The following is a 13,564-nucleotide window of genomic DNA, read 5'->3' as shown; positions in this document are numbered from 1 at the left end:
CGCCGCCGTCCTCATCCTCGCTGATGGCGCGTAAAATTTCATCGCTCGCGCGAATGCCCCTTGCCGTCCCACTCTCGCAGGCTCAAAAACGTCGTGCTGCCGTCAGCGTCCAAAGCCTTTTCGTTTAAAATTTGAGCGCGTAAGGTGCCTTCATTTAAGCTCTCCTCGCTCGCGACCTCGATAAAAACATCCGTGCCGAGCAGATAGCTGGTCCGCTCAAACTCGCTTTCGTACTCCCGGCCGTCAAATTTGGCGGTAAATTCGCGCACCCGCTCGTCCGCTTCGCAGCCGAACATCATCGCGTCGCTATCTGAAATTTTAACGATATAAGGCTCGTTCATGAGGCTTTTCTAAATTTTATTGCGGCTCGCATTTGCCGTAAAACCACTCGCGAGTTTCGTTTAGCTTAAACTCGCCGTCTTTTAGAAAATACTGCTTGCTGCTTTTGATCGCGTTTTCGCCCGCGGCTATGTAGTCGCCGATGAAGCCGCGATCCAGGACGTCGTGCGCTAAAATATCCCGCTCAAAGACGTTTTGCGTCCTTTGCGTCTCGCGCCATTTGCCGCTCTCATCGGGCTCGCGCAGGATGATCGAGATGTTATTGCTCGCTTCGTCGTAGTCGTAGATATACTCGTACTGCTTGCCATCGGAGGCCGCGCGATTTTTTATCACGTTGCCGCACGCGTTGTAGCTAAACTCGTTTTCAAACACGACCTCCCAGCGCTGCAGCTCCTCGCGCCAAAGCGCGGTTTGCTCGCGTAGAGGCCTGCTTTCCTCGGTCTCCTCGTGCACGTTTTTGTAGTACTCCCTCCACTCGTTTTTTGCGGCGTCCCAGCGCGATCTTAGCTCGGTAAAGCGCCTATACTTAGGCTCGATCTTGCGCAAGATCTTTTCATCGCGCTGCCATGTGCCGTCCTTCCATATAAAATTTATCTCGCTGCGCGTCCCGTCCGCGGCCGCAAAGACCGTGTGCTTTGTAAGCGGCACCCATTTGCCGTGCCACGCGTAGCCTTCGGAGCCCGCGTAAACGTCGCCGTTGTAATGGTATATCGATTTTTCGTACGGCATCCATTTTTTCGCTTTGGCGTTCCATTCATAGGTCGCTACGAAATTGTTTCTGTCGCTTTCATCGACAATCCTTTTAGTAAGGTGCGTCGGCGTCCATCTGCCCTTTTTTAGCGTTAAATTTTGTAAAATTTCCGTTTTGCCCTCGCGCTTTTCGACGACTTTTTCTCCCTCGTATGGCTTGCCGTCCTTGCTTTGCAGGCTGAAATAAATTTTCGAGCCGTCCTTTGCGATCTCCTGCTTGCTCATCGCCGTTTCGCGAAATTTGTTTGTATTCGCGTCCCAGTCGTATTCGACATTTTCGATCTCGCGCTCGCCGCTTTCGTCAAATTTGCTAAAGCTTTTAGATACGGACGATCCCTCTTCGCCGCTCTTTTTGTAGATTTTTTCTAGGCGGCGGGTTTTGGCGTCGTAGTTTTGGCTCACTTCATATTCGTAGCGCGGCACGGCGCCGCTCTCTGTTTTGTAGCTCGTCTTTTGCAGGCAAATTTTATCCCGCGCTATGTATTTCGTCGCCGCTTCGCTCGCCTCGGTCGCGCCCGCAGGCATCGCTAGCGTTAATGTCGCCGCCAAAATGGAGCCTGCGAAAACCGCCGTCCGCGCCCTCGAGTTTACCGCCGCATCCTCGGGCAAAATTTTAAAAACACCTCTCATGACCGCTCCTTTTATCTAAATTTTAAATTGCGTCTACCGCTTTATATCCTCGCTCGAAAAAGCTCTCTCGCCTTCGTAAATTTTCTCATAGCGGCTTAGCTTGCCCTCTTTGAAATAGCCGATGAAATAGGCCGCCGATCTTTCGGCCTGCTCTTGCGAAATTTCATCGTAGAGATAGACGGGCTCCTTTGATTTTTGTTTATGCAGGCACGAACAGCTACGAAAATAGCGCCTTTTGATTTTAAAATTTTGCGCCTCGTCGCCTTGCTCGTCTGCGCGCTTTGTTGCGTTTATTTCGCCACTCTGCTTGTCTGCGGGCGCCAGATCCTCTCCTTGGACGCCTTGCACCGTTTGTTTTTGCTCGCTTGCCGCGCCATGATCTTGCGCTGCTACGGCGCCGAAACAGATACTCGCCGAAATTAAAGCCGAAATAGCCGCTCTTGCCACTCTGATTAAAACCATTTTTCAACCTTTTCTTTTGTCGTCGCTGCGTGCGGACCTGTCGCGGCGTAGGATTTAAATTTTAAAATTTACGCAGCGCACGAAACATCCGCGCCGTTAAATTTAACTGTAAAGCTCGTGTGACGGCACCTGCTAAATTTTAACCGCGGCACTCACACGAATATTGCTCGTCCGCTAAATTTAAACGCATAGCTTGCGCGACGCCACATCCGCATAAAATAGCGCCGCGCCTGCTAAATTTAACCGCGACGTTCGCGTAAGGCCGCGCAGGTAAAATTTAGCCGCGAAATTTTACCTGCGCATCTTCAAACGCTACTTTATCTTTTTATATTTCCACGTCTGCTCCGTTATGAGCTCGGACTTGCCGTCTTTAAGCTTAAATTCCTTAAAGCTCGTTATCGCGTAGATGCTAGGCATCTCAAACATCATCAGCGCGGCTCCGTGCCCCACGCTATCGGCTGAGATTGCAGTATCGTAAGTGGCCTCCGAGCGCCCGGTTTGCACCCATTTGCCGCTCGCATCAAGCTTGTAGATATCCATCGCGGTATTGCTGCCGCGCTCGTCGTAGCTATAGACGTATTTGCCGCTACTGGAATTTGATTCGTAGCTTTGCTCTAGTAGTCGCTCGCCCGATTTATCGTAAATTTCGCCGTTTGAGTAGCTTTTGACCCAATCTTTAAGTCGCTCGTCCCACAGATAAGAGGTCATATTAAGATCCGCGCCCTTCTTGATAGCGGTCTGTTTGCTCATATTATCCCACGCGCCCTTCTCGTCGTTCCAGATGAAGCTCGTAACGATCCCCTCGCCTTTCGCGGCATCAAGCTCGTGCTTGCTCATCGTCGCGTTTTGCCACGCGCCGTCCTTAAAGGTGCTGCGGATCTGCTCGTAGCTGCCGTTTCGATCGCCGTTAAGCATCTCTCGCTCGCTGTTTTGCCACGCGCCGTTTACAAACTCGTAGCTCACGTATCCGCTCATCTCTCCTGCGGCGTCGTAGAAAATTTCGATCTTATCTTTGGGCTGCCAGCTCTTGCCGTCCCATTTGAAGCTTATCGTAAGCTCCTCCTTATCCCACGCGTTTTTTACGGATCTGTTCATGCTCTCTTTCTGCCATTTGCCCTTTACAAACTTATATCTCACGTCCTGCGTCGCGTTACCGTCGTAGCTAGAGACGGTTTTGCTCGCATTGCGCGTGCCGTCATCCGCTACCGAATTGCTCTCGCGCGTCGTGATGCCGTCTTTTACGCTTTCCGTGTAGTCTTCTATTTTTTTCCACTTGCCGCTTTTAAGATCGAGGTTAAATACTTCAAATTTAACCATATCCCCCTTTTCGTCAAAGTAGCTGATCTCTTTGTAGCTAGAGCCTAGGCCGTCCGAGGAGTTCGTATCTCTTATCTGCTCCAGCTTGCGCGCCGCCGCATCGTAGCTTAGATACGTGCTCTCCTTGCGCTGCCCGAGTGAGCTGTAGCTCATGCTTTGCACCATATACTCATACTCCTTGGCAAACGCCGCCGCACAGAGCAGCGCAAGTATCGTAGCGAGCTTTTTCATCCTCTCTCCTTGTAAAAAATTTTGATAATTATATAATGTTCGTATATAAAAACGGATAAAATTTCGCCGCGCGGCTAAATTTAAAAACTTCGATTTTTAGGCGGTAGCGGTGAAATTTTACGTCGCCAAACGGCTGGAATTTTAGTAATATTTGATCTGATTTTGTGTTAGTTGTTGATAGAATTTATGCGAAATAGAATTGCGTGCGAGCTTCTGCTAAATTTTAAACAGATCTAGGCTAATTTATATCAAAGCTTCACTGCGTGCCGTTAGCGATAAAATTCTACGTCATAAAATTTTAAATTCACGCGCAGATCCGTTTGAGGAGATAAAAATGCAACACTAAATTTTTGGTAGCTAAAAATTTCAAATAATGCCGATTTTTCAAAAGTGCCGCTGGTTAAGCGGCACTAATCGCAGAAGCGCTCATCTGCGTTATTTGCTTTGCGCTTGGCTAGAAAGTCCGCCTTTTTAGCGGGGTCTGCGAAAAACTCGTCCTGCCTAAGTAGCGCGGCGTCCATTTTGTCCTCGGCTGCCTTGAGCGCAGCGGCGCGATCTACGAAGTGCGATGGAAATTTCTCATCAAATATCGCTTTATACGGGTGCGCCTTGACCCAGTCCCTGGCGCGTGCCGCCGCATCGCGCTGTTTAGCAAGATCGCAGAATGCATATGGATTTACCACGTTGCCGACTAGCTGCAAAAATGCCGCATTCGCGGACTCAGTCTCGCGAAACATCTCGTCCTTGATATCGATGACGCGAGCGAAGGTTAGGAAGCGATTTTTGCCCGCGTAGAACCAAAACACCGCGTCGTCCTTAAGCCCCAGATCATAAGCGCGCGCCGCGACCGTCATCAGCGTGGTCGGAGCGACCATGTCCGGGGCGTCCTCGATGATTTTGATCGCTTTTTTCAGGCTCGGCACGTCGTTTTTCATCAACAGATCGTCGATAGGCTCGTAAACGTGCACGTATTCGGGCTTGCCCTCCTTGGCCGAATAAAACGGCGAAACATAGATGTCGATCGAAGTGATTTTTTCCACCTTGTCCTCACTACTCTCGCTTTGGGCGCTCAAAGTCGCAGCCGCCGCCGCACACAGCAGCAGTGAACGAAATTTTTTCATGGTCTCTCCTTCGGTTAAATTTTATAAATTCTCTTCGTAATTATACCCTGAAATTTAAGAGCGCGAGCTTGATTTTTAACGAATATATTTTTGCGGAATTTTAATTTTTGCGGTGCGGCTCTATTTTCTTTTTATTCGGCTTCAGCGCGACGCTTTACGCGGCTAAATTTAACACCGCTAGTCGTAAAATTTAGCTCATAATTTAGATCGCATGAAATCGTTCAAAGTGCTTACTAAAATTTTAAAATTTCGCCCTTTTAAGCATCGTATGCTAGTCATTTATCGCTGAATGCGGCTATAAACCGACCGCGGCATTGCGCGGTATCGCATAAAATAAATTTGCCAGTCCGCGGTGAGCCATGAAATCACAGGCGTAACTGTTCACACGCTTGTTCTTGATCTGCGCGAAATAAAGCCACCGAAGCGCCACCAAAGTTTTAGTTGCTAAAAAATACTGCACCGTTATCTCGCAATGGAATTAAATTTAGCAAATTCTATCACGACATAAACGCGACGTTGCTGCTTGTAATCTCGTAGCGAAATTAAATTTAGCTGCAGCCTCTGACATTATGACCTTTAGCTGCGCTTTAAATTTTACTTTCAAAGCCCGTTTTCGCCGCGTCGCGGTAGAAATCTATCTGATCTTTTTTGATGATGCGGATGTAGTCGGTGCTGCCGGGATGGCCGCTTTGAAAGCCCGCCGTCATCACGTAGGTGCCGCCTTCTTCGATGAGCCCGCGCTGCAGAGCCTCGCTTATGATACGTGCGAGCAGCGAGTTGATGCTCGTTTTTTCCCTGACCATCGCCGGATTTACGCCCCACACGAGACTTAGCGCATGCGCGGTCTGCTCGTCGTGTGCGATTGCGATGATATCGATTTTGGCGCGGTTGCGTGCGAGTTTGATCGCCGAGCGCCCCGAGCCCGTGATCGAAAGTATCGCGCCCGCGCTCAGTCTTGCGGCGAGCGCTGCGGTGCTTGAGGTGATCATATCGGTCTCGTCGTAGAAATCGTAATCGTTAAATTTGTCGTAAGGATAGATCTTTTCGGTCTCGCGGATTGTCTCGCTCATCGCGGCGACCACGGCTGCGGGGTTTTTGCCGATGGCGCTTTCCTCGCTTAGCATCACGGCGTCGGTGCCGTCGAGCACGGCGTTTGCGACGTCGCTGATCTCGGCTCTGGTGGCGCGCTCGTGCTCGGTCATGCTAAGCATCATCTGCGTGGCGGTGATGACGGGCTTTGAGCGGGCGTTGGCTAACGCGATGATGCGCTTTTGGATACGCGGGATCTCATAAAACGGCATCTCGATGCCCAGATCTCCGCGCGCGACCATTATACCGTCGCTTGCTTCGATGATCTGCTCTATATTTTCGACCGCGTCGAATTTCTCGATCTTGGCGTAAATTTTAGCTTTTGAGCCCAGAGAGTTTAAAATTTCGCGCACGCGCAGGATGTCGTTTTGCGACTGCACGAAGGAGATACCTACGAAATTTACGCCGTGCGCCGCGCCCCAGCGCAGATCCTCGAGGTCTTTTTGCGTGATGACGTCGATATTTAGGCGGGTGTTTGGAAAGTTCACCCCCTTATTCGAGCTTAAAAAGCCGTCGTTTTCGAGCACCGCTTGCACGCCTTGCTCGCTTACCGCGACTACCTTGGCGCGGATCGAGCCGTCGTAGAGGTAGATAAACTCGCCCGCCTTCATCAGAGGCAAAATTTCGGGGTGGTTGATACACAGCTCGTATTCGCCTTCCGCGGTCTTTTTGCCGATCATTTCGTGAGGAAGGAAGGTGATTTTATCGCCCGTTTTTAGTTTAAAATTTTCCTCGAGCTTGCCGACGCGGATCTTTGGGCCGCTGATGTCCTGAAAGACGCCTACGCGCACGCCCAGGCTCTTTTCTACGGCGCGAATTTTGTTTAAATTTGCCTCGTGATACTCGTGCGTGCCGTGACTGAAGTTCATCCTAAAGGCGTTGCAGCCCGCCTTTACCATCGCGCTCATCATCTCTTCGCTGTCGCTTGCGGGCCCGATGGTCGCTAGGATTTTGGTTTTTTTAAGCATCTTTTCTCCTTTAAATTTAAAATTTATCGCCGCATTGGCGAAATTTTGCGCAAAATTTTGAAATTTCTAAATTTTAAAATTCGTTAGACGAAGGAATTTTAGAATTCTACGGCATGGTGAAATTTTAAAATTTCATAGCTTGCAGTGCAGGTTAAATTCTAAAAATTCGCGTTTGAATGAAATTTTAAAACTCTCTATATACGTGAAGCGCGAGCAAAATTCTAAAATCCTCGCCGAAGTAAAATTTTAAAATTCTTGCCCGAGCGAAATTTAAAAATTCCTCTTTATCGCATCATTTCCGCGTCAAATTTTGCATCATCAAAGCTCACTCCCAAATATTCGCAGGCACTTTTTGCGTCGCGAAGCGCGTTGCCTAAGCAGCTCGTAGCACCGGGGCTTGGGGTCATATTAAAGATAATCCCCGGATTTTCGCCTATTCTTGCTTCGCCTAAAAGCAGCTTTTTTTGCGAGTGTGAGATTACTTGTGGGCGCACGCCGCCAAAGCCCTTGGCGTAGTAAATATCCTCCTCGCGGATGCTAGGTATGATCTTGCGCGCATTTTTGACGAAAAGCTTTTTGCCTAAAATCGGTATCTCAAAGCCTATATTGCGGATTAAGAAGTCCCTTACCTCGCTATCGCCAAAATTTTGCCAAATGACCTTGGCTACGTCCATGTCAAAATTTAATGATTGAAAAAATTCCGGCACCGAACGACAGCCCTTGTAGCGCTCGAGCTTCGGTAGCGTAAGTGCGGTAGGACCGAATCTCGTGCAGCCGCCTGCGAGCAAATCCGGATCGCCGTGAAGCGCGGCAAATGGAAGCTTTGGGTTTTGCACCATGTAAACCTTGCCGTTTAGAAGCTTTTGCTTGGTTAGATAGAAGCTGCCCGCGATGCAAATCGTGCTAAGATCCTGCCCAAGCCCCATTTTGTGCGCGAGCCACAGCGAATGAGCGCCTGCATCTACGACTACGAAATCAGCGCTTAGTGAGAGTCTATTTGCGGTGCGGATATAGAACTTATCGCCTACTTTAGTGATGTTTTGCACTTCGGTGTTTAGGTACAGATCGCAGGTTTTACCCTCCACGTTTTTAGCGTTTTGCACGAAGGAATTCGCCATCGCGCCGTAATCGATCGTCGTGTAAACTCCCGATTGCACGCCTATCGCGATGATATCCTCCGCTCGCTCCTCGCCGCGCCCGTCAAAAACTAGCTTGGGCTCGATTTTTTTGAGCTCTTCCTTGTCAAAAAGCTGCAGATACGGATAAAGCTCTTTAAATTTCTCAAAGCGGTCTTTAATTAGCTCTACCTCGCTTTCGCCCACGCCAAGAGCCATTTTCTGTCCCTGAAATAAAAATTTATTCTCATATCCGTGCTTTTGGCAATACTTCACGATCATATCCGCCTTGCGCTTGACTTCGGTCGCTTTTTGCAGATCGTAGTTGGTCTCGATGTCGCCGCAATGAATCGTCTGAGAGTTTGCGCTGGCTTTAGAATTTAGCGTCGCAAGCCCTTCGTATTTTTCAAGTAGAGCGATATTTTTGATCCCGCTAAATTCCGCCAGTACATATGCTAGCGCGCTGCCCGTGATACCGCCGCCTATGATGATTACTTCGTAATGTTTTTCTTGCATGCCCTTTCCTTATCGAATTTGGCTACAATTGTGCGAAAATTTCGCTTAAAAGCTAGTTATAAAAGCGTGAATTTAGATGATTTTATATAAAATTCGCACCATTTCATTTTGGGAGTAGTATATGAAAAAATCGATTCTTGTCGGATTAAGTTTGATTATAGCCACGTCGCTGTGGGGCACAGATAAGAAAATTTATCGCCTTAAGCTAGCTCAGACTTACGAGCTTAGTATGCCTATCGTAGGCGATGTCGCCAAGCGGATGGCAGATCTTGCAGATAGTATGTCTGATGGCAGGCTGAAAATCAGCATCGACGCGCCTAGCAAACATAAAGCGCCTTTTGCGATCTATGATATGGTCAAAAACGGACAATACGATTTAGGCTATACTGCGAGCTACTATTATAAAGGCAAAAATAGCGCGAATATACTGTTTACGACCGTGCCTTTTGGTATGACGAAAGATGAGCAACACGCTTGGTATTACTTCGGTGGAGGCAAGGAGCTAGCGGATAAATTCTATGCTAAAAGCAATCTAAAGGTCTTTAATATCCTAAATAGTGGCATGCAGATGGGTGGCTGGTTTAAAAAAGAGATTAATACGCTAGACGATTTAAAAGGGCTTAAATTTAGAATTCCAAGCTTTGGCGGGGAGGTTATGAGCCGCCTTGGCGTCGCAGTCGCTACGATACCGGTAGGTGAGCTATATATGGCGCTAGAGATGGGCACTATCGATGCGGTCGAGTGGGCAAGTCCTAGCTTTGATATACCTCTAGGCTTTCACAAGGTCGCAAATTACTATTATACGGGATGGCAAGAACCCGCTAGCGAGCAGCAGATCGTGATAAATCTACAAACTTGGCAGAAGCTTCCTAAAGACTTGCAAAATATCCTAGAGGCTTCGATCGCAAAGGCGCGCGAATACGCAGAAAACGAGACGTTTTATAAAAATGTAATAATTTGGGACGAGATCAAAAAGAAATATCCAAACGTTCAGATTCGCTCTTTTTCGCCTGAAATTATGCGTGCGCTTCGCAAGGCGACGGATGAAATTTTAGCCGAAGAAAGCGAGAAAAATCCCGATTTCAAAGAGATTTGGGAGAGCCAAAAGGCGTTTTTAGCTAAAGCTAGAACGTGGACGAAGATGGGCGATTTTACATATATCGAAAAAACGGGCGACGTTGAAGCCGAGCAGAATTTTACCGCTTCGGTGAAAAAAATCTCTGTTCCTGAGCCCGTAAATAGCGCAGCCAGCGAGATAAATGCAAGCACTGCCGCACCAAAAAACGAGGATAATCAGACGAAATAGTGCTTCATTTTTTAGCTGCGTTTTTATGCCGCGCGGCTAAACTAAGCGCCAGATAAAGGTGCATCCGGTTTAAATTTGATCGGCGATTTAAGAGATTTGGGCGAAGTGCGGGTAATTAAAATGCGGGCGATTTATTTATTGCAGCTGTGTAGCTCGGAGTATCTTTAAAATTTTAATTTACGAAAGTAGCGATGAAATTTTATCGCTGCTTTAGCATTTAAGTTAAGGCACAGAATTCGCATCGCTGCGTTTAAAGCCAAATTTAAAAGCCGCTCGGTCGCCGCCGCACAAGGCTAGAATTTTAGAAAGCTTTGAGCTTCCTCCTTTTGTCTTATTCTTTTATCTCTTATGTTATTTAATCTTGATATTTTGCCGTGCTTGCTTGCGGGTGACATTGAGCGAGAGAGAATTTAATCTTGCTTTTTCATTTCGCGTAGTTAGCGGAGGAGCTTTGGCAAAGCGCGCCAATCTGAGATTTTAAATTAGTAGCGTTCATAAATTCCATATTTTAAAATTTCAGCGCTTTTATCTTGCAAATGCCGCTTTTAAATGAAATTTGCTTCGGGTTCTCTTTCTATATAAAAGCGGCAAACTTCAAATAAAATGCAAAATTTTAAAATTTACACGCTTAAATATCATAAGTAAGGAGAATTTAAAATTTTTTCCTTCGGAGATTAAGTAAAAAGCGCGTTAGAAAAAATTTTGTAGGTCAAATTTCATTTTAAGCGATTGCAGATTTAAAGCTTGTATGCAAATACTTTTAAAGCCTGCTCTAGTTAGAATTTATCACTAAACTAGACGGGCTCAGCCTTGGGATTTCACCGCGCCAATTTTAAAATTTAGCGAGAGTTGGGCTTAAAATTTTGAAATTCAATTCTACCTGCGAAAACTCTTAAATTCCACGGCTTAGAATTTTGATACAGAATTTTGCTGCAACGCTATTTCTTGGGATGCGATAAAACTACGCGGCATGCAAAAGCCGCGTAGAATATTGAGCTAGGCTCGCTGCTGCAAGCCTAGCGAATGTCGTAAGCTAAAAAGGTGCTATTGCAAAGCGCAAAATTTTATTTTAAAACCTTAAAAAGCTCCACGCTATCGAGCTGCTCCCACGGGTACTCGTCGTTTCCGACCTGTCCGCGTGCGGCGACGTCGGCGTAGAGAAAGCTTCCTTTGCCGGGGCGATCAAGACCGAATTTATCGATGATCCAGCGCGGCGTGAGCGGGAATTTTTCAAGCACGAAAGCGGACAACTCATCGTCGCTTGCCGCGCCTAAATTCGTCCCCATGCAATCGACGCTGACGCTGACGGGCTTTGCGACGCCGATTGCGTAGCTGAGCTGGACGATGCATTTTTTCGCAAGCCCCGCTGCAACGATGTTTTTGGCGATATAGCGCGCCGCATAAAGCCCGCTGCGATCGACCTTAGTATAGTCTTTGCTACTTTGAGCGCCGCCGCCTATCGGGCTGTAGCCGCCGAAGCTATCTACGATCAGTTTGCGCCCCGTTAGGCCGCTGTCGTGAAGCGAGCTGTGATTTACGTAGCGGCCGGTCGGATTGATGTAGATGATCGTTTTGCTTTTGTCATAAAGCTCCTTTGGAAGCCCCGCCGAATCGATTAAATTTCCGATCAGATCTCGGACGCGCTCGATACTCATACTCTCGACGCATGGCGCTGAAACCACGATCGTATGGATGCTTTGCGGCTTACACTCCTCAAAATTGCTCTTCGTGCCGTAATCGACGCTAACCTGCGTCTTAATATCGACGCCAAGCTCGTTAGGATGAGATTTTGCGTAGGCATAGACGTGATCGCAAAGAAGCCTCGCGTAGGTGATCGCCGCCGGCATAAAATTTTTCGTCTCGCAGCTTGCGAAGCCGAACATTATGCCCTGATCTCCCGCTCCGATCTCGCCGCCCTCTTGATCGACGCCTTGGTTGATGTCGGGGCTTTGCTGGTTTAAAAATACGTCCACTTGCAGATCTTGCGGATGCAGGCACTGCGCGCGCGTGAAATAGGGGTTGTCGTTGTAGCCGATCTCGCTAAGCGCGCCCTTTACGATGTGGCGGTAATCGTCATGGGTAAAATCGATTTTGGCGTTTACTTCGCCGCCGATTACTACGTGTTTTCCTGCGATGAAAACCTCCGCCGCGACGCGCCCGTTGGGGTCTTGTTTTAAAATTTCATCCACGATGCTGTCTGCGATGATATCGGCGCATTTATCCGGATGCCCTGGGCTTACTACTTCGCTTGTGAAAAGATACATATCTGCTCCTGATTAAAATTTCGGGGCATTTTATCTAACGAGGTTTTAAGATTAACTAAAAATTACGAAATTCTGCTCAAATTTAAATGTGCTTAAATAAAATTTCGATATATTTCAAACGACGTTTTGATTGAAAGGTAAAAAATGAGTTCGATTCAAAAATTAGTAGCTAGCTACAAAGATAAAAATCTAGTTCTGCGCATAGTTACAGGCTTGATAATAGGCGCCATTTTGGGCTTTGCCGCACGTTCAGCGGCAGGCGATATTGCGGCAGAGCACACTTCGTTTTTAATAAACGTAGTAGCTTTTGCGGAAATTTTAGGAAATTTATTCGTAGGCGCCCTTAAAGCGGTAGCTCCGATTTTAGTTTTTATCTTGATCTTAAGCTCGATCGTAAATAAACAATACGGCAGCGCAAGCGGCTTAAAACGCGTGGTTGTTCTATATATTGTAGGCACCTTTTTAGCCTCGTGCGTGGGGGTAGCAGCTAGCTTTTTATTTCCGACTCAGCTTGCTCTAAGTAATGTCGGCGCGGCGGAAAATACCGCTCCTGCGAGCGTTTGGATCGTGCTAAAAGATCTGCTTTTTAAGGTCGTAGATAATCCGCTAAACGCTATCGCACACGGGAATTACGTAGGAATTTTAACCTGGGCGATAGGTCTTGGAGTCGCGCTTAAATTTTGCACTAATGAAACAAAGAAAATTTTTACCGATCTGAGCGAAGCGGTAACCAAAATCGTGCAGTTCGTAATCCAGCTCGCGCCGTTTGGAATTTTCGGTCTAGTAGCTTCTACTGTGTATCAAACCGGCGTCGATGCGCTGCTTGGATATGCGCGAATCGTAGTCGTACTCGTAGGCGCGATGGCGTTCGTAGCCCTCGTGGTAAATCCGCTCATCGTCTTTGCGGTGATTAAGAAAAATCCATATCCGCTCGTATTTACCTGCCTGCGCGAAAGCGGTCTCACGGCGTTTTTCACTCGCAGCTCGGCGGCGAATATCCCCGTAAATTTAAATTTATGTAAAAAGCTCGGCATCAGCGACGAGCTAAGCTCGATCTCGATCCCTTTGGGAGCTACGATAAATATGGCGGGCGCTGCGGTGGTAATCGCGATCTTGGCGCTTGCTGCGGCTCATACGCTTGGCGTGCGCCCCGATTTTTGGACGGCGCTACTGCTTTGCGTGGTCTCGGCAGTCGGTGCGTGCGGCGCTAGCGGCGTGCCAGGCGGCTCATTGATGCTGATACCGCTTGCGTGTTCGCTCTTTAATATCTCAAATGATATCGCAATGCAGGTCGTAGCGATCGGCTTTATCATCGGCGTGATCCAAGACTCGGTAGAAACCGCGATCAATAGCTCCACCGACGTGATTTTTACGGCGATCGCGTCGCAAAGTATGCAAAAATAACTCACCTTAAAATTTTACCGCGAATTCCGCTGAGGCGGCGGATCTCGCGGTT

10 protein-coding genes are annotated in these 13,564 nt (G+C 47.8%); 2 read left to right on the top strand and 8 right to left on the bottom strand.

The features are described from left to right. Positions 1-38 precede the first annotated feature (38 nt). From Q0413_RS10745 to Q0413_RS10715, 7 genes are all read right to left on the bottom strand, one after another. Positions 39-341, bottom strand: coding sequence for a hypothetical protein (locus Q0413_RS10745; RefSeq protein WP_298990320.1), 303 nt, complete (start codon positions 339-341; stop codon positions 39-41). A gap of 16 nt (positions 342-357) precedes the next feature. Continuing rightward, positions 358-1,719: a hypothetical protein gene (locus tag Q0413_RS10740; RefSeq protein ID WP_298990317.1), complete on the bottom strand. Its 1,362-nt coding sequence runs from the start codon at positions 1,717-1,719 to the stop codon at positions 358-360. A gap of 33 nt (positions 1,720-1,752) precedes the next feature. Continuing rightward, positions 1,753-2,181, bottom strand: a complete 429-nt coding sequence (locus tag Q0413_RS10735) for a hypothetical protein (RefSeq protein WP_298990314.1) — start codon at positions 2,179-2,181, stop codon at positions 1,753-1,755. 312 nt (positions 2,182-2,493) lie between these two features. After that, positions 2,494-3,729 (bottom strand): hypothetical protein, encoded by a 1,236-nt coding sequence (locus tag Q0413_RS10730; RefSeq protein ID WP_298990309.1) that lies wholly within the window; start codon positions 3,727-3,729, stop codon positions 2,494-2,496. Between the two features lie 410 nt (positions 3,730-4,139). After that, positions 4,140-4,850: a cytochrome-c oxidase gene (locus Q0413_RS10725; protein WP_298990304.1), complete on the bottom strand. Its 711-nt coding sequence runs from the start codon at positions 4,848-4,850 to the stop codon at positions 4,140-4,142. Between the two features lie 587 nt (positions 4,851-5,437). Continuing rightward, the gene (gene pyk / locus Q0413_RS10720; RefSeq protein ID WP_298990301.1) at positions 5,438-6,907 is read right to left on the bottom strand and encodes a pyruvate kinase; all 1,470 of its coding nucleotides are present in this window, start codon (positions 6,905-6,907) and stop codon (positions 5,438-5,440) included. A 284-nt stretch (positions 6,908-7,191) separates the two neighbouring features. Next, positions 7,192-8,538, bottom strand: coding sequence for an FAD-dependent oxidoreductase (locus Q0413_RS10715; RefSeq protein WP_298990297.1), 1,347 nt, complete (start codon positions 8,536-8,538; stop codon positions 7,192-7,194). 121 nt (positions 8,539-8,659) lie between these two features. On the opposite strand from Q0413_RS10715, the gene dctP reads away from it, so the two are divergent. After that, a complete protein-coding gene (gene dctP / locus Q0413_RS10710) occupies positions 8,660-9,844 on the top strand; it encodes a TRAP transporter substrate-binding protein (protein ID WP_298990293.1) in 1,185 nt (394 codons plus the stop codon). 1,064 nt (positions 9,845-10,908) lie between these two features. On the opposite strand, the gene metK is transcribed toward dctP, so the two are convergent. After that, on the bottom strand, positions 10,909-12,108 hold the full coding sequence (gene metK, locus Q0413_RS10705) for a methionine adenosyltransferase (RefSeq protein ID WP_298990289.1): 1,200 nt from the start codon (positions 12,106-12,108) through the stop codon (positions 10,909-10,911). A gap of 144 nt (positions 12,109-12,252) precedes the next feature. Here metK and sstT point away from each other — a divergent pair, with 144 nt between their 5' ends. Beyond that, positions 12,253-13,512 carry a serine/threonine transporter SstT gene (gene sstT, locus Q0413_RS10700; RefSeq protein WP_298990286.1) on the top strand — a complete coding sequence of 420 codons (1,260 nt, stop codon included), beginning with the start codon at positions 12,253-12,255 and terminating at the stop codon, positions 13,510-13,512. Positions 13,513-13,564: the final 52 nt, after the last annotated feature.

Origin of the sequence: uncultured Campylobacter sp., from assembly GCF_938045465.1 — a bacterium.
Lineage (GTDB): Bacteria > Campylobacterota > Campylobacteria > Campylobacterales > Campylobacteraceae > Campylobacter_B.
The sequence above is the reverse complement of the archived record's forward strand: the minus strand, read 5'-3'. Positions and strand labels throughout refer to the sequence as shown.

What these genes read in the sequence shown, in the direction of transcription:
- Q0413_RS10740 (WP_298990317.1), bottom strand. Translation starts at nt 1,719, where the DNA reads ATGAGAGGTGTTTTTAAAATTTTGCCCGAGGATGCGGCGGTAAACTCG.
- Q0413_RS10725 (WP_298990304.1), bottom strand. Translation starts at nt 4,850, where the DNA reads ATGAAAAAATTTCGTTCACTGCTGCTGTGTGCGGCGGCGGCTGCGACT.
- dctP (WP_298990293.1), top strand. Translation starts at nt 8,660, where the DNA reads ATGAAAAAATCGATTCTTGTCGGATTAAGTTTGATTATAGCCACGTCG.
- sstT (WP_298990286.1), top strand. Translation starts at nt 12,253, where the DNA reads ATGAGTTCGATTCAAAAATTAGTAGCTAGCTACAAAGATAAAAATCTA.
- Q0413_RS10715 (WP_298990297.1), bottom strand. Translation starts at nt 8,538, where the DNA reads ATGCAAGAAAAACATTACGAAGTAATCATCATAGGCGGCGGTATCACG.
- metK (WP_298990289.1), bottom strand. Translation starts at nt 12,108, where the DNA reads ATGTATCTTTTCACAAGCGAAGTAGTAAGCCCAGGGCATCCGGATAAA.
- Q0413_RS10745 (WP_298990320.1), bottom strand. Translation starts at nt 341, where the DNA reads ATGAACGAGCCTTATATCGTTAAAATTTCAGATAGCGACGCGATGATG.
- Q0413_RS10730 (WP_298990309.1), bottom strand. Translation starts at nt 3,729, where the DNA reads ATGAAAAAGCTCGCTACGATACTTGCGCTGCTCTGTGCGGCGGCGTTT.
- Q0413_RS10735 (WP_298990314.1), bottom strand. Translation starts at nt 2,181, where the DNA reads ATGGTTTTAATCAGAGTGGCAAGAGCGGCTATTTCGGCTTTAATTTCG.
- pyk (WP_298990301.1), bottom strand. Translation starts at nt 6,907, where the DNA reads ATGCTTAAAAAAACCAAAATCCTAGCGACCATCGGGCCCGCAAGCGAC.